The sequence below is a fragment of the Nocardiopsis sp. NPDC055879 genome, from assembly GCF_053615935.1.
On record NZ_JBSHCT010000020.1, the window covers coordinates 110681 to 136165 of the forward strand.

Annotated in this window: 26 protein-coding genes; 17 read left to right on the plus strand and 9 right to left on the minus strand. The window is 69.8% G+C overall.

Annotated features, from left to right (window positions below):
• Window positions 1–43 precede the first annotated feature (43 nt).
• Complete coding sequence (locus tag ACWGKS_RS23045) at window positions 44–1405, minus strand: hypothetical protein (RefSeq protein ID WP_358514347.1); 1362 nt, start codon at window positions 1403–1405, stop codon at window positions 44–46.
• Between the two features lie 163 nt (window positions 1406–1568).
• Window positions 1569–1814, minus strand: a complete 246-nt coding sequence (locus ACWGKS_RS23050; protein WP_358514349.1) for a putative acetyltransferase — start codon at window positions 1812–1814, stop codon at window positions 1569–1571.
• Between the two features lie 182 nt (window positions 1815–1996).
• On the opposite strand from ACWGKS_RS23050, the gene fdxA reads away from it, so the two are divergent.
• Window positions 1997–2317: a ferredoxin gene (fdxA, locus tag ACWGKS_RS23055; protein WP_087101814.1), complete on the plus strand. Its 321-nt coding sequence runs from the start codon at window positions 1997–1999 to the stop codon at window positions 2315–2317.
• Window positions 2318–2460: 143 nt separating this feature from the next.
• Window positions 2461–3570: a succinyldiaminopimelate transaminase gene (gene dapC / locus ACWGKS_RS23060; RefSeq protein ID WP_452455224.1), complete on the plus strand. Its 1110-nt coding sequence runs from the start codon at window positions 2461–2463 to the stop codon at window positions 3568–3570.
• Window positions 3571–3641: 71 nt separating this feature from the next.
• On the opposite strand, the gene ACWGKS_RS23065 is transcribed toward dapC, so the two are convergent.
• Entirely contained in the window at window positions 3642–4514 is an 873-nt protein-coding gene (locus ACWGKS_RS23065) for a hypothetical protein (protein ID WP_452524022.1), read from the minus strand.
• Window positions 4515–4767: 253 nt separating this feature from the next.
• Between ACWGKS_RS23065 and ACWGKS_RS23070 the strand changes: the two genes are divergently transcribed.
• The 3 genes from ACWGKS_RS23070 (at window position 4768) to ACWGKS_RS23080 (ending at window position 7681) form a co-directional block, all read left to right on the plus strand.
• Window positions 4768–5604 carry a 2,3,4,5-tetrahydropyridine-2,6-dicarboxylate N-succinyltransferase gene (locus ACWGKS_RS23070; RefSeq protein ID WP_358514672.1) on the plus strand — a complete coding sequence of 279 codons (837 nt, stop codon included), beginning with the start codon at window positions 4768–4770 and terminating at the stop codon, window positions 5602–5604.
• 121 nt (window positions 5605–5725) lie between these two features.
• Window positions 5726–6790, plus strand: coding sequence for a succinyl-diaminopimelate desuccinylase (gene dapE, locus ACWGKS_RS23075; RefSeq protein WP_358514670.1), 1065 nt, complete (start codon window positions 5726–5728; stop codon window positions 6788–6790).
• A 114-nt stretch (window positions 6791–6904) separates the two neighbouring features.
• Window positions 6905–7681 (plus strand): LOG family protein, encoded by a 777-nt coding sequence (locus ACWGKS_RS23080; RefSeq protein WP_358514668.1) that lies wholly within the window; start codon window positions 6905–6907, stop codon window positions 7679–7681.
• A 6-nt stretch (window positions 7682–7687) separates the two neighbouring features.
• Here ACWGKS_RS23080 and ACWGKS_RS23085 read toward each other — a convergent pair whose 3' ends face one another.
• On the minus strand, window positions 7688–8077 hold the full coding sequence (locus ACWGKS_RS23085) for a hypothetical protein (RefSeq protein ID WP_358514666.1): 390 nt from the start codon (window positions 8075–8077) through the stop codon (window positions 7688–7690).
• 62 nt (window positions 8078–8139) lie between these two features.
• Here ACWGKS_RS23085 and ACWGKS_RS23090 point away from each other — a divergent pair, with 62 nt between their 5' ends.
• From ACWGKS_RS23090 to ACWGKS_RS23105, 4 genes are all read left to right on the plus strand, one after another.
• A complete protein-coding gene (locus tag ACWGKS_RS23090; RefSeq protein ID WP_358514664.1) occupies window positions 8140–8667 on the plus strand; it encodes a hypothetical protein in 528 nt (175 codons plus the stop codon).
• Window positions 8668–8862: 195 nt separating this feature from the next.
• On the plus strand, window positions 8863–9444 hold the full coding sequence (locus ACWGKS_RS23095) for a hypothetical protein (RefSeq protein WP_358514662.1): 582 nt from the start codon (window positions 8863–8865) through the stop codon (window positions 9442–9444).
• Window positions 9445–9907: 463 nt separating this feature from the next.
• Window positions 9908–10075, plus strand: a complete 168-nt coding sequence (locus ACWGKS_RS23100) for a DUF3117 domain-containing protein (protein ID WP_014909697.1) — start codon at window positions 9908–9910, stop codon at window positions 10073–10075.
• A 115-nt stretch (window positions 10076–10190) separates the two neighbouring features.
• The gene (locus ACWGKS_RS23105) at window positions 10191–11705 is read left to right on the plus strand and encodes a leucyl aminopeptidase (protein WP_358514660.1); all 1515 of its coding nucleotides are present in this window, start codon (window positions 10191–10193) and stop codon (window positions 11703–11705) included.
• Window positions 11706–11851: 146 nt separating this feature from the next.
• Here the strand turns inward: ACWGKS_RS23105 and ACWGKS_RS23110 are convergent, their stop codons facing one another.
• Complete coding sequence (locus ACWGKS_RS23110) at window positions 11852–12442, minus strand: O-methyltransferase (RefSeq protein ID WP_358514658.1); 591 nt, start codon at window positions 12440–12442, stop codon at window positions 11852–11854.
• A gap of 286 nt (window positions 12443–12728) precedes the next feature.
• Between ACWGKS_RS23110 and sigE the strand changes: the two genes are divergently transcribed.
• The 4 genes from sigE (at window position 12729) to ACWGKS_RS23130 (ending at window position 16605) form a co-directional block, all read left to right on the plus strand.
• Window positions 12729–13322 carry an RNA polymerase sigma factor SigE gene (sigE, locus tag ACWGKS_RS23115; protein ID WP_358514656.1) on the plus strand — a complete coding sequence of 198 codons (594 nt, stop codon included), beginning with the start codon at window positions 12729–12731 and terminating at the stop codon, window positions 13320–13322.
• 2 nt (window positions 13323–13324) lie between these two features.
• A complete protein-coding gene (locus ACWGKS_RS23120; protein ID WP_358514654.1) occupies window positions 13325–13984 on the plus strand; it encodes an anti-sigma factor family protein in 660 nt (219 codons plus the stop codon).
• Window positions 13981–15024 carry a transcriptional regulator gene (locus ACWGKS_RS23125; protein ID WP_358514652.1) on the plus strand — a complete coding sequence of 348 codons (1044 nt, stop codon included), beginning with the start codon at window positions 13981–13983 and terminating at the stop codon, window positions 15022–15024. The genes ACWGKS_RS23120 and ACWGKS_RS23125 overlap by 4 nt, the downstream gene beginning before the upstream one ends.
• A gap of 519 nt (window positions 15025–15543) precedes the next feature.
• Window positions 15544–16605 carry a S1C family serine protease gene (locus ACWGKS_RS23130; protein ID WP_452455358.1) on the plus strand — a complete coding sequence of 354 codons (1062 nt, stop codon included), beginning with the start codon at window positions 15544–15546 and terminating at the stop codon, window positions 16603–16605.
• A 114-nt stretch (window positions 16606–16719) separates the two neighbouring features.
• Here the strand turns inward: ACWGKS_RS23130 and ACWGKS_RS23135 are convergent, their stop codons facing one another.
• On the minus strand, window positions 16720–17859 hold the full coding sequence (locus tag ACWGKS_RS23135) for an Mrp/NBP35 family ATP-binding protein (RefSeq protein ID WP_358514648.1): 1140 nt from the start codon (window positions 17857–17859) through the stop codon (window positions 16720–16722).
• A 401-nt stretch (window positions 17860–18260) separates the two neighbouring features.
• Between ACWGKS_RS23135 and ACWGKS_RS23140 the strand changes: the two genes are divergently transcribed.
• The gene (locus ACWGKS_RS23140; RefSeq protein WP_358514646.1) at window positions 18261–19271 is read left to right on the plus strand and encodes a CPBP family intramembrane glutamic endopeptidase; all 1011 of its coding nucleotides are present in this window, start codon (window positions 18261–18263) and stop codon (window positions 19269–19271) included.
• Here ACWGKS_RS23140 and ACWGKS_RS23145 read toward each other — a convergent pair.
• Window positions 19268–19768 (minus strand): GtrA family protein, encoded by a 501-nt coding sequence (locus ACWGKS_RS23145; protein WP_358514644.1) that lies wholly within the window; start codon window positions 19766–19768, stop codon window positions 19268–19270. The two genes, ACWGKS_RS23140 and ACWGKS_RS23145, sit on opposite strands and share 4 nt — an antisense overlap.
• Window positions 19769–19961: 193 nt before the next feature.
• Between ACWGKS_RS23145 and ACWGKS_RS23150 the strand changes: the two genes are divergently transcribed.
• Together ACWGKS_RS23150 and purE are read left to right on the plus strand one after the other, a co-directional pair.
• Window positions 19962–21119 (plus strand): 5-(carboxyamino)imidazole ribonucleotide synthase, encoded by a 1158-nt coding sequence (locus tag ACWGKS_RS23150; RefSeq protein WP_358514642.1) that lies wholly within the window; start codon window positions 19962–19964, stop codon window positions 21117–21119.
• Window positions 21116–21649, plus strand: coding sequence for a 5-(carboxyamino)imidazole ribonucleotide mutase (gene purE, locus ACWGKS_RS23155; RefSeq protein ID WP_358514640.1), 534 nt, complete (start codon window positions 21116–21118; stop codon window positions 21647–21649). The genes ACWGKS_RS23150 and purE overlap by 4 nt, the downstream gene beginning before the upstream one ends.
• A 97-nt stretch (window positions 21650–21746) precedes the next feature.
• Here the strand turns inward: purE and ACWGKS_RS23160 are convergent, their stop codons facing one another.
• The gene (locus ACWGKS_RS23160; protein ID WP_358514638.1) at window positions 21747–22361 is read right to left on the minus strand and encodes a TetR/AcrR family transcriptional regulator; all 615 of its coding nucleotides are present in this window, start codon (window positions 22359–22361) and stop codon (window positions 21747–21749) included.
• Window positions 22362–22431: 70 nt separating this feature from the next.
• Here ACWGKS_RS23160 and ACWGKS_RS23165 point away from each other — a divergent pair, with 70 nt between their 5' ends.
• Window positions 22432–24024, plus strand: a complete 1593-nt coding sequence (locus tag ACWGKS_RS23165; protein ID WP_358514636.1) for an MFS transporter — start codon at window positions 22432–22434, stop codon at window positions 24022–24024.
• Here ACWGKS_RS23165 and ACWGKS_RS23170 read toward each other — a convergent pair.
• Window positions 24021–24767 carry a TNT domain-containing protein gene (locus ACWGKS_RS23170; RefSeq protein WP_452524030.1) on the minus strand — a complete coding sequence of 249 codons (747 nt, stop codon included), beginning with the start codon at window positions 24765–24767 and terminating at the stop codon, window positions 24021–24023. The two genes, ACWGKS_RS23165 and ACWGKS_RS23170, sit on opposite strands and share 4 nt — an antisense overlap.
• Window positions 24768–25485: the final 718 nt, after the last annotated feature.

Consider the following 25485-nt stretch of genomic DNA (forward strand, 5'->3'; position numbering starts at 1 on the left):
GAGCAGCGGGTGCCGTATCCCGAAGGACACCCGAAGGACGGCCTCAGACCACCGCGCGCGGAGCCACGGCGGACTTGTGCAGACAGGCGATCGCGAACGCCCGGCCCACGGGGGTGAGCTCCCGACGCCCCACGTTCTCGTCGCCCACGACCAGCCCCAGCGCCTCCAACAACCACCCCACCGCCATCACCATGGCGCGTACCTGGTCCGATGCCGTCTCGGCGGCCCGACGGTGCGCCGCGGCGTGTCTGCCGGCGGGCACCGGGGGTTCCACCGGACGCCACCCGGACTCGATGAGCACCCGCTCGGCGGACTCGGCGTCCGAGTCACCACGCCGGGCGTGCGAACCCAGCCCCTGGGGTGAGCGGGTCAACAGGATGCCCAGGAGGGTCTCGGCGGAGGCCTGTTGGATGCCGCCGGTGCGGCACAGGGTCTCGGTCGCGGCCTGCCACAGAGATTCGGGGTCCTCCCGAAGTCGCTGGCCCCGCCGGGTCAGTTCGAGTCGGCGCCCCGAACGGCGCACGGCGCGCATGGAGCGCAGCACCTGGTGCAAGGCGATGATCTGGGTCGCGTCGGTCTCACTGCGCGGTGGATTCGGGGAGCCGTGCCAACCGAACTCCTCGCACAGGGCCCGCACCACGCTCGGGGAGATGTAGCCGATCTGAGTGAGGGCGATCCCTTCCGAGGCCAGGTCGAGCAGCCGACACAGCGGGGCCATGGCGGACTCCACGTCACGCGGCACGTCCGCGCCCGCGATGATCTGGCCCACCAGCGGCCACAACCGTTGCCGGTGTGGATGGGCCGAGGAGGACAACCAGGCGCGAACCCGTTCCTCCCGAACCCGGTCCAGCCGGCTGAGACCACGATGGTCCGGGTTGGTGAGGAAGGAACGCGCGAACCTCTCCTGGGCGGGCCGCCAGCCGCGTTTGCCCGGCCGGATGTCGCCCAGTGAGATCGCCAGTTCGAGGGCGGCCGCGGTCTCCCTGCGCGCGCTCAGCTCCACGTCGCCCACGGCGGTGCCCCAGGTCAGCTCCGGCAGGTCGGGGGGTTCCACCCCGGACTCCCACATGAGCCGTTCGAACATGGCCAGTCCGGCGGTGTGGTCCTTCTCGTACAGCTTGAGCAGGGTGGTGGTCTCGGGGGAGGAGCACACGTTGGCGTAGCGGTACAGCTGCAACAGCTGGAACAGGTGACCCAGGGAGCGCACCGCGAACAACTGGTCGTCGGGGGAGTTCTGGAAGCGGACGGGCAGTTCGTACCAGCAGAACCGCTGGACGATGTGCTGGTTGAGTCGTTGCAGGTCCTGCTCGGGAGCGAGAGTGTCCAGTGCCAGACGGGCCATGTCGGAGGCCCGCTCGTCTCGCCGGGACAGTTCGGCGAGGGCGGACGCGACTGCCTCCCTCATCTTGGGCACCACCTCCCCGCGTGCCTTGTGCCCGTCCGTCCGGGGACCGGGACGGACGGGCGCGATGCATCGTTGTCGGCCCGAGGGCGCGGTCGGGGGGAACCGCCGTCGGGGCTGAGTCTCTTCTACCCTGGAAGAGGCGAAGAATGCCTGCGTGTGGGGTCTAGGGGCGCTTGCCGCGCCGTCTTGGGGGTACGGGGGGAACGACACGACTGGCGGCGATGTCGTGTTCGGCGACCTCCACCGTCGAGTCGTCTCGGCGACGTAGGGTGAGAACACCTTCGGCCCAAGACTCCACGACTCCGACGATATCGGTGAAGCCGCCTTCGGGGAGGATGATTCGCAGTGAGACACGCCGACCGACGTCGGCATGGGTGATTCTGTGGACCAGTCGTCCGCGCAAGTGCATGAATCCGGGCCCCCGAGTGTGCGCTGGCTGTTCTCCAGCGCCATACTAAGAGAACGACATCTGTGCCAATAGCTTGCAGAGCCCCACGGATCCGGTGACGCCCGCACGTCGTCCGTTTCCCTGGGAGGCTCTGGAGTCCCGCCTCCCCCGTGGGCAAGCGGGGGTGAGACAAGGAGTACGACGTGACCTACGTCATCGCGCAGCCCTGTGTTGATGTGCTGGACAAGGCGTGCATTGACGAGTGCCCCGTGGACTGCATCTACGAGGGTGACCGCATGCTCTACATCCACCCGGACGAGTGCGTGGACTGCGGTGCGTGTGAGCCGGTGTGCCCCGTCGAGGCCATCTACTACGAGGACGACCTGCCCGAGCAGTGGTCGGAGTACTACAAGGCCAACGTCGATTTCTTCGACGACCTGGGTTCCCCGGGGGGTGCTTCCAAGGTCGGCAAGATCGACCGCGACCACCCGATCATCGCCAAGCTGCCTCCCCAAGCGGAGTAGCCGCACACAGCCACGGCTTCCCCTTGGCGCAGAGGTCGCGTGGCGATAAGGCCCACGAGAACGTGACGTGTCGCGCCGGCCCCCGCCGGGGGCCGGCGCGACGCTGTTGTGTAAGGACCACGAACAGGATGGAGAGTGCCCCGATGGGTGAACGGCGACCGGTGACCGACCGGCTTCCCACCTTTCCCTGGGACCGGCTGACGCCGTTCAAGAAGACGGCGGCGGCCCACCCCGACGGCATCGTCGACCTGTCCGTCGGCACCCCGGTCGACCCGGTCCCGGTGAGCCTGCGCGAGGCGCTCGCCGCCGCGGCCAACTCGCCCGGTTACCCGCTGACGTGGGGCACCCCCGAACTGCGCGCCGCGATCCAGGGGTGGTTGGAGCGCCGTCACGGGGTGCGCGTGGCCGACGGCGCGGTGCTGCCCACCGTCGGTTCCAAGGAACTCGTGGCCTGGCTGCCCACCCTGCTCGGTCTGGGGCCGGGCGACACGGTGGTGCTGCCCGAACTGGCCTACCCCACCTACGACGTGGGCGTCCGGATGGCCGGCGCGACCCCGATGGCCACCGACGGGCTCGCCGCCCTGGGGCCCGCGCCGGTGAGGCTGGTGTGGGTGAACTCGCCCGCCAACCCGACCGGTCGGGTGCTGGGCAAGGACCACCTGCGCAAGGTGGTGGACTGGGCCCGCGAGCGCGGCGCCATCGTCGCCTCCGACGAGTGCTACCTCGACCTGGGCTGGGACGACGCCGAACCGGTGTCGATCCTGCACCCCGACGTTTGTGGCGACTCGCACGAGAACCTGCTGGCCGTGCACTCGATGTCCAAGCGCTCCAACCTGGCCGGCTACCGCGCCGGTTTCGTCGCGGGCGACCCCGCGCTGGTCTCGGAGCTGCTCGCGGTGCGCAAGCACGCCGGAATGATCGTGCCCGCCCCGGTCCAGGCCGCCATGAAGGCCGCCCTGGACGACGACGACCACGCCACCGAGCAGAAGGAGCGCTACCGCGCCCGCCGCACCTTGCTGCGCGATGCCTTCGAGGGCGCCGGGTGGCGGATCGAGCACTCCGAAGCGGGCCTGTACCTGTGGGCGAGCCACCCGGACCACGACGCCTGGGGCGCCGTGGGAGCCCTGGCCGAACGCGGCCTGCTGGTCGCCCCGGGAGCCTTCTACGGCCCGACGGGCGAGCGCCACGTACGGGTGGCCTTCACCGCGACCGACGACCGCGTCAAGGCAGCGGTCCAACGCCTGGCCGAGTAACCTCCGGTGTTCCCGCTCGCGGCGCCCGTCCCGAAGTCGAGACCGGCACCGCGAGCGGGCACCTGGCGGACCTAACGGAGGACCACGCGGCCGCCGGTGTCGTCGTCCACCTCGGTCCAGACCTGGCCGTCGTTCAGGCCGTCGGAGGCCTGCCAACGCATGTCCTCGTAGGTCACCGAGCTCAAGCCGTACTCCTCGGCGTGCACCACGGCCCACATGGCCATCGCCCAACCCAGGTCACCGTGGGCCGGCTCCTCCTGCGGGGGCAGCTCGGCGGGATCGGTGCCGAACACCTCCGCCATGGCCTCCTGCGCGCCGGTGGCGTCGGCTTCGTCGCTCTGCAGGGACTCCACGGTCTCCTGGTCGAACCAGCAGGTCACCTGGCCGCCGTTCTCACCGCCCAGGGTCACCGCCATCCGTTCCGACAGCGCCTCATGCTGGTCGTAGGCGAACCCGTCGGCGCTGTGCTGCACCTGCTGGGCGGCCTCGTAGACCGGCATCCTCTCCCAGTTGTGGACCTCGGTCAGCTCGTCGTAGAACGCCCGGCTGGAGTACACCGGGTCCATGACCTCCTCCGGGTCTCCCCACTCCTGGGAGGGGCGCTGCTGGAAGAGCCCCAGCGAGTCCCGGTCGCCGTACTCGATGTTGTAGAAGCGCGACTCCTGCCACACGGTCGCGTAGGCGATCGTCACCGCCTGGGTCGGCAGGTCCCGGCTGAAGGCCACCCCGCCGACGGTGGCCGCGTTCTGGGCCTGCTCGTGCTCCATGTCGAACCGTCCGTTCGACAGGTCCAGGCGGCACCCTGGTTCCGGGGGCTCCTGGGTGTCCAGGGGCTCGAACGTGGTCAGCACGTAGTAGGCCCCACCGACGAGCAGACCGCATACGAGGGTCAGGGCGAGCAGAATCTTGGCGAACGCGGAGAACTTCCTGCGCTTACTGGGCACGGGCGAACCAAGGGTCGGGGACGGGTGGGACGCACATGGGCGTTCCCGCGCGAAGGCGGGGACGGGGCCGTGCGCCGGGCCGCCGGGGGTCCATCAGGAAGGGTGATCGGCGTGCCTGCGCGCATTCTAGTAGGCGCGTGGAAGCGCATCCGTGAAACCCGGGGGAATCGGTTCGCGGGAGTGGCCAACCGCTCAGCGTGGGCGGGCGGGCCGCATGCCCCGCGCCCTCATCGAGCGACTAACGTGTGTTCACATGACCAGCTCGTACACCAGTCCGCTGCCCGACCAGATCGACGAACTCTGGGAGCAGCGCTCCGAACTGACCCCCGGCCACACCGAGGCGCGTGAGATCATCACCGGCGCCATCGACCAGCTCGACGAGGGCAAGGCCCGCGTGGCCTTCGTCGACCCCGCCACGGACGACGTGGTGGTCGACGAGCGCGCCAAGCGCTCCATCCTCCTGGGCTTCAAGGTCCTGGACATGAAGGAGTCGCTGGTCGGCGACTTCTACCACCACGACCGCGTGCCGCTGAAGACCCGCTTCGACGGTGTCCGCGTCGTCCCCGGCGCGATCGCCCGCTGGGGTTCCTTCCTGGCCCCCGGCGTGGTCCTCATGCCGTCCTTCACCAACATCGGCGCCTACGTGGGCTCCGGCACCATGGTCGACACCTGGGCCACGGTCGGTTCCTGCGCCCAGGTCGGCGAGAACGTCCACCTGTCCGGTGGCGTCGGCGTCGGCGGCGTCCTGGAGCCGCCGCAGGCCTCCCCGGTCATCATCGAGGACGAGGCCTTCCTCGGCTCGCGCAGCATGGTCGTCGAGGGCGCGCGCGTTCGTAAGGGCGCCAAGCTCGGCGCCGGCACCATCCTCACCTCGTCCACGCGCGTCTTCGACGCCGAGACGGGCGAGGAGCTGCCCCGGGGCGAGGCCCCGGCCTGGTCGGTGTGCGTCACCGCCAACCGCACCAAGAGCTTCCCCGGCGGCGACTTCGGCATGCCGGTGCTGCTGGTGCTCAAGCGTCTGGAGGAGGGGCAGGAGCACGACAAGCTCGCCCTGAACGACCTCCTGCGCGAGCACGGCGTCAACGCCTAGCGGCTCCGGGTTCGAAGAAGTAAGACGCCCCTTCCGGTATCCGGGAGGGGCGTCTCCTGTTCTAGGGTGGCGACGGACCCTTCACTCCACTCGCGAAGCACACCTGAAACGGGGCGACACCATGCTGGACCTGACCTCGGACGTGGCGGACCTGACCGCCGCCCTCGTGGACACCCGTTCCGAGAGCGGTGACGAGAAGGCCCTCGCCGACGCGGTCGAGAGCGCCCTGTCCGCGCTGCCCCACCTGACCGTCACCCGTGACGGCGACGCGGTCGTCGCCCGCACCGACCTGGGCCGCGAGCGCCGGATCGTGATCGCCGGTCACCTCGACACCGTGCCGATCGCCGACAACGTGCCCTCGCACGTGGACGGCGACCGCCTCTATGGCTGTGGCACCACCGACATGAAGTCGGGCGTGGCCGTCCAGCTCAAACTCGCCGCCCTGGTGCCCGAGCCGGTGCACGACGTCACCTACGTCTTCTACGACAACGAGGAGGTCGACGCCTCCCAGAACGGCCTGCTCCGGCTGAGCCGCAACGACCCCGCGTCGCTGCACGGTGACTTCGCCATCCTCATGGAGCCCACCGACGGTGTCATCGAGGGCGGTTGCCAGGGCACCATGCGCGTCGACGTCAAGACCACCGGCAAGCGCGCCCACAGCGCCCGCTCCTGGATGGGCGAGAACGCCATCCACAAGGCCGGCGAGATCCTCGACGTGCTGCGCGCCTACACGCCGCGACAGCCCGAGGTGGAGGGGCTGACCTTCCGAGAGGGCCTCAACGCGGTTTCCGTGGAGGGCGGCGTCGCCGGCAACGTCATCCCGGACGAGTGCGTGGTCCGCGTCAACTACCGCTACGCCCCCGACCTCTCCCCGGCCGACGCCGAGGCGCACCTGCGCGAGGTGTTCACCGGTTTCGAGGTGACCGTGACCGACTCCGCGGCCCCGGCCCGCCCCGGCCTGGACGACCCCTCGGCGGCCGCCTTCGTCACCGCGGTGGGAGAGGGACGGGCCCGCGCCAAGTTCGGGTGGACGGACGTCTCCCGCTTCTCCGAGTTGGGCGTCCCCGCCGTCAACTACGGTCCCGGCGACCCGATGCTGGCGCACACCCGCGACGAGTACGCGAAGATCTCGCAGATCCGTGAGGCGGAGGAGCGCATGGTGGGCTGGCTCACCGGCCGTCGTTGACCTCTTTTGGAAGGCGCGTCATCGCAGGTGGGAACCGGATCGGCCACCACTGGCCACCGATCGGTCACGTGTGGTTCAAGTGTGAGGCGGTCCTGGGCGGATAGCTTTACGAACATGACGGAAGAAGAGAACGTGAGGCGAGCCGGTCCGCTCACCTACCGCGGCCGCGCCATCCCCGACACCACCACAGACCAGCGCCTGCTCGACCGCAGGGGTCCCTCCGACTGGGTGCACACCGACCCCTGGCGGGTCCTGCGCATCCAGTCGGAGTTCGTGGAGGGTTTCGGGCTGCTGGCCGAGTTGCCCTCCGCGGTGAGCGTCTTCGGGTCCGCCCGGATCCAGCCGGGAACCGAGTACTACGAGCTGGGTGTCCAGATGGGGGCCAAGCTCGCCGAAGCGGGCTACGCCACCATCACCGGTGGTGGGCCCGGCATGATGGAGGCGGCCAACAAGGGCGCCCAGCAGGCGGGCGGGATGTCCGTGGGGCTCGGTATCGAGCTGCCCTTCGAACAGTCCCTCAACGAGTACGTCGACGTGGGTGTCACCTTCCGGTACTTCTTCGTCCGCAAGTTGATGTTCGTGAAGTACGCGCAGGCCTTCGTGGTGATGCCGGGTGGGTTCGGCACCCTGGACGAGCTCTTCGAGGCCATCACCCTGGTGCAGACCAGGAAGGTGACCCGTTTCCCCGTGATCCTGGTGGGCACCGAGTTCTGGGGCGGTCTGCGCGAGTGGGTCGAGTCGAGCCTGCTCAAGCACAACCTGATCTCCCCGCAGGACATGGACCTGCTGCACGTGACCGATGATCCCGACGACGTGGTCGAGACCATCCGCCAGGCCCACGTGCACCTGGAGAACAAGTTCGAGAGGACCGAACCCGGTCCCAGCGCCTGAGCCGACTCAGGCCAGACCACGGCGCACGGCGGCGGGCGGACGCTCGCCCCGGATCGAGGCGATCATGTCCAGCGCGCGCCGGACCCGTTCCGGGTACCGCGTGACGAACACCCGCGCCCCGGCCCAGGCGTAGGAGGAGGCCAGGGCGACCTCCTCCGCGACGTCCACCGGCACCGTTCCCGTGTGCGCGGGCGCGGACCCGGGTGTGGGCGGCTCGTGCCCGGGCGCGGGGTCACAACGCACCCGGACCGTGTGGCCGGCGTCGACCAGTTCCGCGACCAGTGCGGTCGGAGGCCGATGCCCGGTGTCGACCACCGTGTCGTCCGTGGCGCGGTCGTCGGTATCCAGGGTGGTGAGGGCGTCGGGAGTCAGGACTCGGAAAGGCTCGTTGGGCACCTGGCGAGTCTCCCACGGCGCACCACTCCCGGGGCGGCGGGCCATGTGGCACGATCGGAACCGTGCCCTACTTCATCATGATCCTGGTGGCCGTCGCCGCGCTCGCCGTTCTCGTCGGCGTGGTCTTCGTCGTACTCGGCAAGGGCGGGCAGCTCGCCCGGTTCGAGGCCGACTTCCCCCCGCTCGACCTTCCCGAGGACGGGCCCGTGGGCTCCCGCGACCTCGGTGGGTTGCTCCTGCCGTTGGCGCTGTGGGGCTACCACGTGCGCGCGGTCGACGCGCTGCTGTTGCGGCTGACCGCGACACTGCGCGAGCGCGAGGAGCGGATCGAGGACCTGGAGTGGCGGCTGGCGCGCCTGGACCCGTCATACGTGCCCCGGGGCACCGGCCCGAGCTTCGGCTCGTACCTGCCCGGTGACACCCCGTCCGGAGAGAGCGCCCAGATGGATGGCGCCACGGACGGCGGCGCGGACACCGGTGCCGAGGAGGTGGGGGTGACCCCGAACCCGGAGGCGTACGCGCCTCAGGGAGACGACGTCACCGTCGGTGGCGGTGAGGGGAAGGATCGGGGTCGAACGGATCGCGAGTAGGCGCCATCGACTAAGGCCAGGCTCCCACCGCCCCTTCCGGTCATGCCGGAATCCCTCGGGTGTCTATGTCGTGCATCACACCGGATCCGTCCCTCATGGCCCTTTCCCGAGCGTTCGGGTGCTCTATTCTCGTTCGCTGTACATGCGTACCCCCCGCTCCGTCGGAGCGGACGGATCGTCGTGAGGATGGCGAGGATGGACACAACTGCCGAACTCAAGGCGGGCGCGGACGAAGAGCCCGAGGATTCCGCCACCCCGGTGCGCCAACTGGCCCTGTGGCCCCCACCCCGTTCGACTCGGCACAACGGTAAGCGTCGACGGCGACTCACCCGGGTAGGGATCACGGCCATCGTGCTCCTGCTGGTGGCCGGTGGCGCCACCGCCGCCTGGGTCTACCTGGACGACTCGGAGCAGGCACCGGTCACGGCCACCTCCGACCCCGACGAGTTCGTCGGATCCTGGTCGGGTCTGATGAGCCAGGTGAACACCGAGGGCGACCCGGTCGCCGAATGGGACGCCCAGGTGCGGATCGAGGAAGGCGCCGAACGCGGCAGCACGGCCTGGACCACCTTCTCCTGCTCGGGGACCCTGGAGCTGTCGGCCCGTGACGGTGACCGACTGGTGTACACCTACACCGAGACCTCCGACCCCGACGCGAGGTGCGTCGACGAGGCCGAACTCACCCTGTGGCCGACCGCGGACTCGGGGCTCAACGCCGAGTGGTCCTCGGTCACGAGGGAGGGGACCCGGATGATCTCCACCGGGACCCTCGACTGAGTTTCGGGAAACCCCCGCAGCGGGTGGGCCCGGTCGAACGCGGATGGAGCCGGTTCGAGCCGTGTGGACCCACCTGTGAAGTTCCCAGGTGAACCCGTGTTCCAGACGCCCACGCGGCGACGGATCCAAGTCGTCGCCCCGGGACGGAAGTCGGAAGGGGTGCGCTCGCTCCGCCCCCGCTCCGGCTTGGTCCGATCCGGTTTCGGCCAGGACCGATATAACCTTGGTGACTAAAGCTTCCTCGTTATCTGATGCTCACGGCGGTGGTCCGGCTGTCGCCTGGCGCACACACAGGGGTCAACCTCCGAGATAATGGGCGAAGAGTGATTCACGTCCCTTAAGCCACACGGGCACGAGTCACCCGGAACCGGCCCACGGTTGCGGAGCCGAGACACACACGTGGATCGGCGCCGATGTTGTGGGTCGGCCCCGGCCGCGAGGAACACCTAGAAAGGGGAATGGCATGGCGGCGATGAAGCCGAGGACCAGTGACGGGCCGATGGAGGTCACCAAGGAGGGTCGCGGCATCATCATGCGGGTTCCGCTCGAAGGCGGAGGCCGTCTGGTCGTCGAGTTGACGCCCGATGAGGCGACCGAACTCCGGGACGCGCTCCAAGGCGTCGTCGGATAACAGGGCATCGTCGGCTGGTTCCGACACCTGATTCGTCCCCCACCTGGGCCGGAACGCCCTGATGACCCCCGAGGTTCCACACCTCCCACGATGAGCGAACGATTGTGAGCGGCCTGTGCCATTCGCCACGGAGATCCACCCCCTGGCGGGAACCCTCGCCGAATCCACCGCGGACCTGTTGGTCCTCCCCGTTCTCGCGGGTGAGGAAGGGCCGGAACCGGTAGAAGGGGTCGCCGACAGCGGACTCGCGGCGGTCCTTCCGGCCGCGCTCACCGATCTGTTCGCTCACTACACACTCACCGGAAAATCCGGCGAGTTCTCCCAGTTCCCGGTGACCCGGGACGGGGGCCTGGTCCGCCTGGCCCTTCTCGGAGTCGGTTCGGGAACCCCCGGCGACCTCCGGAAGGCCGGCGCCGCCCTCGCCCGGGCCGCCCGGGGCAGGAAGCACGTCGCCCTGGCCTGGCCGGGCGCGACCGGCCAGGCCGAGGCCGCCACGGCGCTGGCCGAGGGTGCTCTGCTCGCCTCCTACACGTTCACGCTGAAGACCTCCCGAACCCCCGAGGATCAGCGTCCCCCCACGAGGATCGACGTGGTGGGCGAGACCGAGGACCTCACCGACGCCTTGGCCCTGGGCTCCCACCTGGCCGGGGCCACGGCCCTGGCCAGGGACCTGATCAACACCCCTTCCCTGACCAAGGACCCCGAGTGGATGGCGACCCGGGCTCGGGAGACCTCCGAGGCCAAGGGTCTGACCCTGCGGGTCTGGGATGAGAAGGACCTGCGGAACGAGGGCTTCGGCGCGATCCTCGCCGTCGGCCAGGGTTCGTCCCGTCCGCCGCGCATGGTGCAGCTGTCCTACACCCCCGAGGACCTGGCCGGCGCGGCGGGACCCGCCGCGCACGTGGTGCTGGTCGGCAAGGGCATCACCTTCGACACCGGTGGTCTGTCCCTCAAGCCCAACGCCAACATGTCGCTGATGAAGACCGACATGAGCGGGTCGGCGATCGTCCTGGCGGTGCTCTCCGCCCTGGCGTCGGTCGGCTCCCGGGTGAAGGTCACCGGTCTGCTCGCGCTGGCCGAGAACGCCTTCTCCGGCGACGCCACCCGCATCGGCGACGTGCTCACCACCTACACCGGCAAGACCGTCGAGGTGCTCAACTCCGACGCCGAGGGCCGCCTGGTCCTGGCCGACGCCATGGGTTACGCCGTCTCGGAACTGGAGCCGGACCTCATCGTCGACGTGGCCACTCTGACGGGTGCCGCCAAGGTCGCGTTGGGAACCGGAATGGGCGCCCTGTACAGCACGGACGACGCCGTGGCCGGAGAGCTGATCGAGGCCGGCGAGGCGTCGGGGGAGCCGCTCTGGCGGATGCCCCTGACCGAGGAGTACGTGCCCACCACCGCGTCCCGGGTGGCCGACCTCGCCAACATCGGTACGCGTGGCACGGAGTTCGGCCCGGCGGGCGCCACGGACGCCGCGCTGTTCCTGCGCGAGTTCACCGGGGGCCTGCCCTGGGCCCACCTGGACATCGCCGGTCCGGGCCGTTCGACGCAGGAGAGCGGGCTGCTCAGCAAGGGCGGCACCGCCTTCGCGACCCGGACCCTCCTGCGCTGGCTCGCCCAGAAGTAGACGTTCGCCTCACACGGCCGTCACGAACCCACCTGCGCGACGCGAAGGCGTGCGCGGGTGGGTTTTTCCATGGGTCGGGGGATCGGCGGTGGCGCCGACATCGTGCCGCCCGCGACCACCCGGCCCACCCTTCGATCGAGCCGAGGTCAGGGTCGGATGGCCGCCAGGAGGCCTTCGCCCACCGGAATCAGGAGCGGGATGAACTCCTCGTCCTCGCGCATGCGGCGCATGACCTCGCGCACCGCGACCTCCGCCTGGTCGGGCACGCGCAGCGGCCCGTCGGGTTCGTTGGAGGTGACCATGACGTTGTTGAAGACCACCACGCCGCCCGGCCGGAGCAGACGCAGGGCCTCGTCGAGGTAGGTGGGGTAGGACGCCTGGTCGGCGTCGATCGACACCATGTCGTAGCCACCGTCGGTGAGGCGGGGGAGCACCTCCAGGGCCGCGCCGCGGATCAGCCGGGCGCGGCCGGCCCCGAACCCTGCCCGCGTGAAGGCGGCGCGAGCGTAGTCCTGGTAGGCGGCGTTGACGTCCACCGTGGTGAGGATCCCGTCCGGTGCCATGCCGCGGAGCAGCCAGATGCCCGAGGTTCCACAGCCCGTGCCGATCTCCACGACCGAGCGCGCGCCGATGGCCGCGGTGAGGAACCGCAGGGCGGCCCCGGTCGCGGCGTCCACGGGCGGGGCGGCGGAGCGCAGTCCCGTGTCGTAGGCGTCCGCCAGGGGGCCGTCGCCCATGGCGTTCTGCTCGAACCGTGCCTGTTCGGTCCGAACCCACGCGGTCCGAGCGACGCTCTCTTCAGCGCTGATGACGGCCTCCCATTTCCCTTACGGTCTGCGTTTCCCTTACGGTCCTGCGCTCTGACCGGTGGGATCGTCACTCACCGTGGAATGATGGTCGCGGTCAGGTGCTCTTCCTGGTCAAAAGACTAGCCTGAACGGGTGCGAACTTCCGCGCGTGACGGCGGGAACTTAATCGGCGCCTTTCGACGTTGAACACGTTGATCGCGATGAAGCCTCGGGGATGAAGGGAGCCGCGGTGCCAGAGACCGGCCCTGCCGTCGAGTTCGAGGCATGGGAACCCCCGAGCTGGGAAGAGGTCGTTCGGGTGCACTCCCCCCGGGTGTACCGCCTGGCGTACCGACTCAGCGGTAACAAGCACGACGCCGAGGACCTCACCCAAGAGGTCTTCATCCGGGTCTTCCGCTCCCTCGCCAACTACACCCCCGGAACCTTCGAGGGGTGGCTCCACCGGATCACCACCAACCTCTTCCTGGACATGGCCCGGCGCAAGGCCCGGATCCGTTTCGAGGGTCTGGCCGACAACGCCGACGAACGTCTCGAAGGCCGGGAGCCCTCCCCGGCCCAGCGCTACGACGACCGGCACTTCGACGCCGACATCCAGAGCGCGTTGGACGCACTCCCCGCCGAGTTCCGTGCTCCTGTCGTCCTGTGCGACATCGAGGGGCTCTCCTACGAGGAGATCGCCGCCACGCTCGACGTCAAGCTCGGCACCGTCCGCAGCCGCATCCACCGGGGTCGGGCGCAGCTGCGTCGTGCCCTCGAACACCGACGTTCCCTGGCGGCACAGGCGAACGCGAGCAAGGAGGCGGAGTGAGCATGGACCACCTCGGAGAGCGTCTTTCGGCGCTCATCGACGGGGAACTGGGCGCCGCCGAACACGAACGTGCCCTCATCCACCTGGCCAAGTGCGAACCGTGCCGGTTCGAGGCCGACATGATGCGCCGGCTCAAGCGCCGCCTCACCGGGCTCGGCGAACCGGAACCGGACCTGGACTTCATGGGCCGACTCATGGCCGGACCAGGGAGGGACGGCCCTTTCGGCTCCAGCCCACCCCTGGGTTCGTCCCGACCACTCGGAGGCTTTCCCGGGGAACCGCCCCGGAATCTTTCCGAGGAACCGACCAGGAAGGCCCCGGAGCGTCGCGAGCCGCGCACCAGCCCCGAACGGTACGTCCCCGTGCGTCGGCCAGAGGACGGGGGCTCGGTCCGGTCGCCGTACTTCTCCGGTGGACGCTACGCCGTGGCCGGCCTGGCGGTGGCCACCGCCCTGCTGGGCAGCGCGTTCGTCGCCGGTGGTGAGAACCCGGACAACGCTCCGGTGGTCGAGCCCCGCCTGTCCGACTACGCGGTGGAACACGCCGTGACCAGCCGGCAGATCCCCGTCGTCGACCCGACCACGGACCCGGTCGTCGCGTGGCCCGCCGGGATACCGAGGACGTCGGAGCGAACATCGGACCCGAACGAAACGACCCGGTGAGGCGCGGAGGTACCCGCTCCGCCGTCTTCTCCCTCGTCGTGACGTTGTGCGTCCTGTTGTGCAGCGCGGCGACGCATCCCGAGGCGTCCGAGATCCCCGCGGAAGGTGGGGACGACGGCATGGCGGTGTTGCGCGACGCCGCCGAGGCCGACGGCAGAGTGGCCTATACGGCGGTCCGCGGGCTGCGGGGTCCTCAGGGGGCTCTCGCGGTGCGGGTGGTCAGCAGACCGGGGGAGGGCCTGGCCATGGCCCCCGTGGGTGCGGAGGAGCAACCATTCGTGGTGCGCTCCTCCTCGGCGTTGGAGACCCTCGACGAAAGTCTCCTGGCCATGCTCGAACACACCTACCGGGTTGTGGAGACCGAACCCGAGGAACTCGACGGGCGCTCCGCCAAGGTGGTGGAGGCCAGACGGGCCGACGACACCGTCGCCGGACGGTTCTGGGTGGACGAGGCGACCGACCTGCTCCTGGGCCGCGACGTCTACGACCCCGCCGGCGAGCCGTCCTTCAGCAGCAGGCTCACCGAACTGAGACTCGGTGACCGGGACTGGCCGGAGGACACCTTGGGCGACGAACCCTGGGGTGACGCGCTCGATCACGCCGAACGCGAGGAACTGCGGTCCGAGGGTTGGTCGCTTCCGGAACACCTGACCTGGAACCTTCGCCTGGTCGACGCCAGGTCCACCCACCACGAGGAACACCGCGTGGTGCACACCGTCTACTCCGACGGGCTCTCCCAGATCTCCGTGTTCGCGCAACGTGGGAAACTGGGGGAGGAACGTCTCTCCGCGGATCAGAACGGATATGTCGGAACCGGTTCGGGGGGAACGGGCGTCACAACAGGGCACGAGACGATTTTCGGTGGAGACGTGGGTCAGTACCAGAGCATGTGGCAGGCGAACGGTTTCGTCTACACGCTGCTGGCGGACGCACCCGCCGACCTGGCCTCCTCGGCGGTGACGGCGCTGCCCGGGCCGGAGGGTTCCTCCGGGTTCTGGTCGCGGGTTCAGCGAGGTCTGTCTCGGCTGGGGCTGGTGTAGGGTCCCGCCCCGGTCGGCGCGCTGTGTGCCGAGCGGAAAGCCAAGCGACATACGGAGCAGGTCTTGAGCCAGGAGAACGACCGTTCGGAACCCGCCCGGGGGTGGGATCAGTCCATCTCCCGCCCGAACGGCGCGCCGCCCGAGCCGGGCGCGTCGGAGCCACCGGCGTCCGCCCCGGGGCAGGGCGCTCCCCAGGGCCCGCCCCCGGTCGGCGACAGGGGACGACCCTCGGGCCCGGTCGGCCCACCGCCTCCGGGCAACCCACCGCCCCCAGGGCCGGGTAACCCCGGTGGTCACCCACCCCAGGGAGGCCCCATCGGTCACGGCGGTTCCTTCCCGAACCCCGGTCCGTACCAGGAGCGCTTCCAGGCGCCCGCACAGGGCACCACACACCATCAGAGCCTCTCGGGAGCCGGTCACTTCGCCGTCCCACCGGGCGCGTCGCAGCAGGCGTACCAGCCCGCCGCCGCGCCACACAGACCCAAGCGCGGCATCCCCGCCTGGATGGCCTTGAGCGGCATGCTGGTGGTCGCCCTGGTCGCGGGTGGCGCGGGCGGTGTGATCGGCACGTTCGTCGGTCCCTCCGGTGATCCCTCCTCCGAGCACCCCGAACAGCAGGGGCCGAACATCAACGAACCCCCGCCCGAAGCACCGGAGCGCGCCCCGGACTCGGTGGCGGGCGTGGCCCAGCGGGTCAGCCCCAGCGTGGTGTCGTTGCGCAGCGCGGACCCGAGGATCGGCGGTGGTGGCTCGGGGTTCGTCATCGAGGGCGACTACGTCGTCACCAACGACCACGTGTCCTCGGAGCTGGAGGCCGACGGGATCATCATCGAGTACAGCGACGGCAGCAGCAGCGGCGCCGACGTGGTGGGCTCCGATCCCAGCTCGGACCTGGCGGTCCTGGAGCTGGAGGAACCCAGCGAGGTCGACCCGTTGGAGTTCGGTGACTCCGAGGAGGCCATCGTCGGCGACGAGGTCATCGCGATCGGAGCTCCGTTGGGGCTGGCGGGCACCGTCACCCAGGGCATCATCAGCGCGCTCGACCGGCCGGTGAGCCCGGACGGCGGCGACACCCAGTTCTTCGCGCTCCAGACGGACGCGGCCATCAACCCCGGTAACTCCGGTGGACCACTGGTCGACATGCGGGGCCGGGTCATCGGGGTGAACTCGATGATCTACAGCATGGGCGGTGGACCGCTCGGCGACCAGCCGGTGGGCAGCATCGGCCTGGGCTTCGCGATCCCCTCCACCGAGGCGGAGACGGTCATCGGGCGGATGGTCGACCACGGCGAGGAGTCCACTACCTACGCCGAACTCGGCGTCACCTACGACCACGAGAGCACGGTCGTGGGCGCGATGATCGCGGACGACCCGGACGCCGTCGAGTCGGGCGGCGCGGCCGACCAGGCCGGGCTGGAACCGGGGGACGTGATCGTGTCCTTCGACGGTCGCCGAGTCAACTCCGGTGGGGAACTGCAGGCGATGGTGCGCGACAAGGCCCCGGGTGACGAGGTCGAGTTGGAGTACGAGCGCGACCGGGAGCGGGAGACCGTGACCGTCACCCTGGGCCCCGACGAGTAGCCGCGCACGATGCGCCCACGGGTCCGGTCTCCGGGCCCGCACGACACGACGGCCCCCGGGTCGGGTGACCCGGGGGCCGTACGTCAGTCCTCCAGCCGTTCGGGGATCGAACCCCTAGCGACCGGCGGGGGAGATGCCCAGCTGCATGCCCGCGAGCCCACGCGGCTTGGCGACCAGGCCCTCGGCGACCTTCGAGAGCACCTTGCTGGCCTCGGCCTCGGGAGTGGTCAGGACGAGGGGCTTGCCCTCGTCGCTTCCCTCGCGCAGTCGGGTGTCCAGCGGTACCTGCCCCAGCAGCGGGATCTCCGCGCCGAGGGTCTTGGTGAGGGTGTCGGCCACCTGCTGACCACCGCCCTGACCGAACAGGTACACCGGCTCGGCGTCCGGGGTGGGCTGGTAGTACGACATGTTCTCGATCACGCCGGCGATGCGCTGGTGAGTCTGCGCGGTGATGGCACCGGCGCGCTCGGCGACCTCGGCCGCGGCCTGCTGCGGTGTGGTGACCACGAGCAGCTCGGCGGAGGGCAGCATCTGGGCGACGGAGATGGCGATGTCACCGGTGCCCGGGGGCAGGTCCATCAACAGGACGTCCAGGTCGCCCCAGAAGACGTCGGAGAGGAACTGCTGTAGGGCGCGGTGCAGCATGGGTCCGCGCCACACGACCGGCGTGTTCCCCTCGGTGAACATGCCCACCGAGATGACCTTGATGTCGTGCGCCGTGGGCGGGAGGATCATGTCCTCGACCTTGGTCGGGAAGTCCGACGCGCCCAGCATGCGCGGCACGGAGTGACCGTAGATGTCGGCGTCGACCACACCGACCTTGTGACCCTGGGCGGCGAGGGCCGCGGCCAGGTTGACCGTGACGGACGACTTGCCGACGCCGCCCTTACCGGAGGCGACGGCGTAGACCTTGGTGAGCGAGCTGGGCTTGGCGAAGGGGATCTCCTTCTCCGCCTGACCGCCGCGGAGCTTGGTCTGGAGCTCCTTGCGCTGCTCGTCGCTCATCACGTCGAGTTCGACCTTGACGGACGTGACGCCGGCGACCTTGGTCACCGCTGCCGTCACGTCCTTCTCGATGCGCCCCTTCATCGGGCAGCCGGCCACCGTGAGGTAGATACCGACGTGCACGGCACCGTCGTCGTCGATGTCGACGCTCTTGACCATGCCGAGGTCGGTGATGGGACGGTGGATCTCCGGGTCTTGCACCGTGGCCAGGGCTGCGTTTACCTGCTCGGTGGATGGTGTGGAGGACATGTGCTCAATCGTAGGTCAGCGGGATGGGATGGTCGGCCTGTGGCGTGACTCGCAGGTCCACTTGTTCCAACAGACGCATGGCACCGCGCTATTCCGGCGCGGGTCAGGGTGTGGTTCCCACCGATCCATACGGTGACCAGGAGATAACGGCGTGGACTTAACGCGGGCGATACACGGCCGGATAGTAGTCTCTGCGCACGATGGGAAATGTGCCGCCACCACCTGGTTCGTCCTGGCCCGCCGCGCCCGAGGGGCCGGAGGGGTCGGCTTCCGGTGGTCTCGAACAGTCCAGGGAGCAGACCTGGGCCAGCCCTCCCGGGGGCGCGAGGCAGACGCCGCCAGGGGGGCACCCGGCGCTGACCCCGGACCCCTCGGTGTGGGCTTGGCCACCTCCGCGTCCGGTGCGGACGAACGAGTTCGCGCGCTCGGAGATCCCCGAGGGTGAGTCCTACCACAGGTTGGCCCGCAACCGATTCTTCCGGTGGTGGGTGCCGCTCGTGGCGATCGCGGTCTTCGCGGTCCTGTCGTTCTTCCTGTGGGTCGGTGTCATGGTCGTGATGACCATCGTCGCCATCCTCGGTGGCAGCGGTCTGGCGCTGGAATCGGCCAACCTGGGCGAGATCGCCGGTCTCGCCTTCGGGCTGGCGTCGATAGCGCTGTTGATGCCGCTGGCGTTCTTCGTGACCCGCGTGGTGCAGTGGCGCCGGACCGGGTCGCTCATCTCGGTGACCGGTCGCATGCGTTGGCGCTGGCTCGGCATCTGCGCCCTGATCGCCTTGGCCTTGGCGCTGGTGTGCGTGTTCCTGGTGCCGCTGCTGCCCTCCACCGCGGCGGACGCCGCCGCGGTGGAGGCCGAACCCGCCGGCACCGGCGAGGGGATCCAGGTCCTGCTCGCGCTCATGACGGTGATCGTCCTACTGGTGCCGTTGCAGTCCGCGGCCGAGGAGTTCACGCTGCGCGGGCTCGTCATGCAGCTCGTCGGTTCGCTGGGCTCTTCCACCGGCGAGAGCTCGTTCTCCAAGGTGATGCGTTCGCCGTGGCCGGCCATCCTCGCCGGTGGAACCCTGTTCGCCGCCCTGTACGCCGCCACCCATCCGGGCCATCTTTGGACCACGGCGTCCCTGATGGTGTTCGGGCTGGGGATGTCCTGGCTGACCTGGCGCACCGGCGGCCTGGAGGCCGCGATCGGGCTGCACATGGTCAACAGCCTGTTCCAGTTCACCCGTTGCGCCCTGGAGGGGCGACTCTCGGAGGTGGGCACCGGCGTCGTCATCGGCGCGGGACTGCCGATGGGGGCGGACACGCCGTTGACCCTCGCCGTCACGGTCGTCCAGGTGGGGCTGTACTCGTTCCTCGCGGTGCGCTGCGCGCCCCGCTTCGGGGCCGGTGCCCGCAGTGCCGTCCGTTCCTAGCCGAACCGTTGATCGGGCGTGGGATCCGGGGCGGAATCGGAATCGGGGTCGGGGGCGGGGTCGGGATCCGGCGGGAACACCCACGTTCGGTAGGAGAAGAACCGGAAGAGCGTGCCCAGACCCACCCCCACGACGTTGCCGGCGATGTTGCTCGCCAGCTGTCCCTCCCAGCCCAGTACGTACACGGCGAAGCCCAGACAGCCGACCTGGATGAGCATGCCGACCCCGTTCATCACCAGGAACAGGAAGGTCTCCCGGCCGTAGCCGGTGCGGGCACGGTCACGGAAGGTCCAGAACCGGTTGCCGACGAACGCGACCGCGATCGCGCAGGAGGTGCCGACCACCTGTCCGACCAATAGGGGCAGGTCGGACAGGCCCCACACCAGGTTGGTGACGGCCAACTGCACCACGTAGGCCAGGGCGCCCACCGAGCCGAACTTGCCCACCTCGGCCGCCAACCCGGCGATGCGAGGGTGCCGGGCGAGGAACTCGCGCACGGGCCGCGCCTCCAGTCCTTGGGGGTGTCTCGCCGCGCGGGGAGCGGCCCTCGGGCGGCCCACCCGCACGCCCTAGACTCTAGCCGGGGCCGTGATGAAGACCCCGGCCGCGGGTTCCGAGCCGAACGGCCAGGTTCCACCACGTGTGGGACCGTCCCGCATCCGCGGTCGACGAGCATTGAGTTGAGGAACTGTGAGCGAGCGTAACCGCATCATCCCTCGCGTGGGAATGGTGGGCGGAGGCCAACTCTCCCGGATGACGCACCAGGCCGGTATCGGCCTCGGCGTGGACTTCTCGGTCCTGGCGGCGAGCCCCACCGACAGCGCGGCCCTGGTCTGCGGTGACGTCACCCTGGGTGACGACCGTGGGCTCGACGACGTCCTGGCGTTCGCCAAGGCGCACGACGTCGTCACCTTCGACCACGAACACGTGCCCGAACCGGTCCTGCGCGCCGTGGAGGAGGCCGGTGGCCTGCTCCGCCCGAGCCGTGACGCCCTGCGCTTCGCCCAGGACAAGCTGCGCATGCGCACCCGCATGGCCGAACTGGGCGCGCCCTCGCCTCGATGGCGGTCGGTGACCACCCTGGAGCACGTCACCGCCTTCGCCGAGGAGGCCGGTTGGCCGGTCGTGCTCAAGGCCGCGCGTGGAGGCTACGACGGCAAGGGCGTGTGGATCGCCGCCGATCCCGACGAGGCCCACGAGGTCGTGGAGCGCGCCGCCGCCGAGGACGTGCCGCTGCTGGTGGAGGAGAAGGTGGACTTCTCCCGCGAACTCGCCGTGCAGGTGGCCCGCTCCCCGCACGGTCAGGTCGCGGTCTACCCGGTGGTGGAGACCGTGCAGCGCGGCGGGATCTGCCACGAGGTGATCGCGCCGGCCCCGGGATTGGACGAGGAGAAGGCCACCCGAGCCCAGGAGCTGGGCATCGAGATCGCACACGCCCTGGGTGTCACCGGCGTGCTCGCCGTGGAGCTCTTCGAGACCGCCGACGGCGTGGTCGTCAACGAGTTGGCGATGCGTCCGCACAACTCCGGCCATTGGAGCATCGAGGGCGCCCGCACCTCCCAGTTCGAACAACACCTGCGCGCCGTCCTCGACCTGCCCCTGGGGTCGCCGCGCACCAACGCCCCCTTCACCGTCATGGCCAACGTGCTGGGCGGCGAGGACCCCGAGATCTACCGCCGCTACCTGCACGTCATGGCCAAGGACCCCGAGGTGAAGGTGCACTTCTACGGCAAGGACGTGCGTCCGGGCCGCAAGATCGGGCACGTCACCGTGATGGGCGACGACCACGAGGACCTGCTGGAGCGCGCCCGCGACGCCGCCGACTACCTGCGAGGAGACCAGAAGTGACCGAAGGCAAGCCCCTGGTGGGCATCGTGATGGGCTCGGACTCCGACTGGCCGGTGATGCGCGAGGCGGCCGAGGCACTGCGCGAGTTCGACGTGCCCTTCGAGGCCGACGTGGTCTCGGCGCACCGCATGCCGCACGAGATGATCTCCTACGGGAGCGAGGCGGCCGGGCGTGGCCTGAAGGCGATCATCGCCGGGGCGGGCGGCGCGGCGCATCTGCCGGGCATGCTGGCCTCGGTGACCACACTGCCGGTGATCGGTGTGCCGGTTCCGTTGAAGTACCTGGACGGGATGGATTCGCTGCTGTCCATCGTGCAGATGCCCGCGGGGGTGCCGGTGGCGACCGTCGCGGTGGGCGCGGCCCGCAACGCCGGGCTGCTGGCGGTGCGGCAGTTGGCGGCGCACGAGCCGGCGTTGGCCGAGCGCATGGCCGGTTTCCAGGAGGACCTGAAGGCGCAGGCGCACGCCAAGGGCGAGCGGTTGCGTCGCGAGGTCGCCGAGGGTGGCAAACCCATGGGTTTCAGCATGTAGTGGTGCCGGTGGGTAAGTGGGTGCTTGTTCGGCCCCGGCGTTCCGCGAGGACGCCGGGGCCGTCGTGTGTCCGGAGCCGGTTGTGCGGGACCGGCTCTCAGGGGGTGGGCCTTTCGTGTGGTCGGTCCTTTGAGGGGAGCCGATCCTCTTGGGGGAGGAGGGCGCGGATCCCGTCCATGGCCTGCTCGACGGTGGGCAGGGAATCGGGGGCGACCAGGTACTGGAGCACGTAGCCGGTGACGAGGTTGTAGACCATGGAGCCCAGCCCCGCCGAGGTGGCGTCGTCGACCTCCTCCAGCGGGATTCCGAGGATGAGGGCGCTGAGTTCGCGGCGGCCTTCGAGGATTCCCTCGGACAGGGTGGTGCGCAGTCCTTCGTCGAACTGGGAGTGCGCGAAGGCCTGGACGCTCGCCACCATGAGGTCACGGTGTTCGGGGAGGGTGCCGAACAGGGAGGTGAGCAGCAGACGGGTCCGGTTCTCCGCGGTGGTGGGACCCGCGTCGCGGATGGCCTTCTCGAAGGCGTCGCCCCACTCGCTGCTGGCCTCCAGCAGTGCGGCGTTCATCAGGCTGTCCTTGGACCCGAAGTGGTAGCCGATGGAGGCCAGGTGGGCGCCCGAGGCGGCGGCGATGTCGCGGGCCGTGGTCTTGCTGTAACCCTTTTCGACCAGGCACTTCTTGGCGCCGGCCAGCAGGTCCTCACGTTGGCTCATGCGCACACCGTAGCATTTTTGACGTACGTACATATTGACGGGTGATTTTGACGTACGTACGATCCTTGCCATGGACAAGAACCGCACACCACCACGCGCCACCGCCCGGACCTGGGCGGGGCTGGCCGTCCTGCTCGTCCCCGCGCTGCTGGTCGCCATGGACCTCTCGGTGCTCTTCGTCGCCGCGCCCGCCATCGCCCAGGATCTCCAGCCCACCGCCACCCAGTGGTTGTGGATGATGGACGTCTACGGCTTCGTCCTGGCCGGACTCCTGGTCACCATGGGATCGCTCGGAGACCGCGTGGGGCGTAGGAAACTGCTCCTCGCCGGGGCCCTACTCTTCGGAGCCGCCTCTGCCCTGCTCGCCTTCGCTCCGAACAGCGAACTCTTCATCGCCGGTCGCGCCCTGCTCGGGCTGGCCGGTGCCACCCTGGCGCCCTCTACGCTCTCCCTGATCCGGAGCATGTTCACCGACTCCAAGCAGCGGGCCACCGCCGTGGGCGCGTGGACCATCGCCTTCACCGGTGGTGCCGTTGCCGGGCCCATCTTCGGTGGGGTGCTGTTGGAGTTCTTCTCCTGGGGCTCGGTGTTCCTCATCAACCTGCCGTTCATGGCGTTGCTCCTGGTGAGCGCGCCCTTCCTGGTGCCGGAGACACGTGACCCCCGAGGCGCCCGGTTCGACCTGCCCGGAGCGGTGCTGTCCCTGATGGCGGTGCTGGGCCTGGTCTACGCGGCCAAGCGCTTCGTCGAACACGGGGTCGAGGTCCAGGGCGGAGCGGCCCTCGTGCTCGGATCGGCCTTCCTCGTCCTGTTCGTGATGCGGCAACGCCGTGCCGCGCACCCGCTCATCGACGTGACGTTGTTCGCCCGCCCCGCCTTCAGCGCGGCGGTCGGCGGCAACGCGGCGGTATCCTTCGCCGCGGCCGGGATGGGGCTGCTGACCTTCACCTTCCTGCAGAGTGTGCACGGGCTCAGCCCGCTGAGTGCCGCCTTGTGGGCCCTGCCCACCTTCGCCACCACCGCCTTGGGCGCGGTCCTCGGGAGTGTGGTGGCGCCGCGTGTGCGCCCCGCTCCGCTCATGGCGACCGGTCTGGCGGTGGGTGCCCTCGGGTTCGCCATGATCGCCCTGGTGGACCCGGAAACGCCGCTGCCGCTGTTCATCGGTGCCTACGGGCTGATCAGCATGGGCGCCGGGGTGGTGGGAACCCTGGCCAACACGCTGGTGCTGGCCACCGCGCCTCCCGAGCGCGCCGGTGCGGCGGCGGGGGTGTCGGAGACCAGTGCCGAGTTCGGAGCCGCTTTGAGCATCGCGGCTCTGGGCACGGTGGCGACGGGCATCTACCGGTCGGAGATGAGCGGGACCCAGGGGCCGGCGGGAGAGACCGTGACCGGAGCGATCGCCGGCGCGTCCCACCTGCCAGAGGCCGAGGCGGGCGCGCTGTTGGCGGAGGCGTTCGATGCCTACACCAAGGGTCTCAACGCCGCCGCGCTCACCGGCGCGGTCGTGCTGGCGGTGTTGGCCGTGGCGGTTCTGGGGGCGCTGCGCCGGATCCCGGCGGGAGTCGCGGGCCCCGAGGAGCAGGAACATCGCGAGCACGAGGAGCACCGCGAGGACCGCGAGGACAGAGAGCCGGGACCCGAATCCACCCGGGCCGGTTTCTAAGCGGCGAACTCCTCGGGGAAGACACACTCCTCGGCGGGCCGCTGGTCGAGGTAGTCCCATTCCAGGAGGTCGTTGACGGAGACGTAGCCTCCGTCATCGGCCCCGTAATCGCCACCGCCACCGGCTTCGGGGACGCTCTCGGTCGGGATCAGCAGTTGTTCACCGCCGCCGGGCTGTTCGAAGTGCGGGGCGATCGGGCCCACCCAGGCGTCGACCGGCAGGACGACCTCGTAGCAGTTGTAGTTGTGCTCGGCCCCGCCCGGCCAGGTGTTCAGGGAGTCCGGCGGCAGGGCCCGCTCGGAGAACGGGGCACCGGCCGGGGCGAGGAATGAGCCCCAGGGGGAGCCGAAGCGGTCCAGCATCCATCCCTCGGGCAGTTCCTGGAGTTCCTTCAGCGGGCTGCCGTTCTCCACGACGAAGCCGTCGTGCTCGGGGTAGTCCCAGCCGTCCTCGGTGGCCCACCGGTCCAGGAACTCCGCGGGGGAGAGGTCGCCGAACCGGTCGTAGCCCTCCACCAGTTCGCCGACGGGTCCGCTGGTGGGTAGCTCGGCCGGTCCCAACCTCGGGTCCCCGCACAGGTACTGCTCCAGCTCCTCTTCGCTGGGCGGTGGATCCAGCACGGGGCACTCGCCGGTCGATACCAGGGGCGGTGAGGGAAGGGATTCGTCGGCCAGGACGGGGGAGGAAGCGCCGAGTGTCAGGGCAAGGGCAAGGGCAGGAGCGAGGGCAAGGGGAAGGGGCAGATGCGTGGGCGAGGGCAGGGGGAGGCCCGTGGCTGGCACTACCCGGAAGGCGGACACTGCGCGGAAGAGGGACATCGGACTCCGTCCGGTTGATTACTACTTAGAGTTTCCAGTCAAAGACTCTGTGTAGTGAATCATGGTGGCGTCCTTGCCCGGTGGAAGTTCTCCTCATCGGCCGGTGGCCGGTTGATTGGAAGGGTGGTGAGTTATCCACAAGCAGGAGATTCGGGGTGTTGGTGGAGCGCGTGGGCGTGATCCCATTGATCTTAGGGGAGCCGCTGGTTTCGCCGGTTTCGTGCTGCCCGGGGCTGTTCGTGCTGGTCGGAGTGGGAGGTGGGCGGTGGGGCGCCTGGGGTCGGGGGCCGCTGGTTCACGGGGCGTCGCTCGGGTGGTTGGTGGGGCGCCTTAGGTAGGGGCTCTTCTGGTGGTTGGGCGGGGTGGGGGTGGGTTCTCCCTCCTTCCCCGCCGCGTGATTGTTGCCGCCCGCACCGCACGCGTCAAGGCGATGGTGTGTGCTGTGGCGCTGTGGTGGGTGGCCTTGACCCGTACGGCACGGGCGGCGGTTTGGCGGCTATCGGGGAAGGGGGGAGAGTGGTTGGGGTTCCAACGGCCCTGCGGGCCTTCGGCCCACTCCGGCCGTGGCCGGCCGGATGCCTTCCCCTCCGTCTGGTGTCCTCGTGGGCCGCGTCGCCACTACGTGACCGGTGGGGTAACGAAG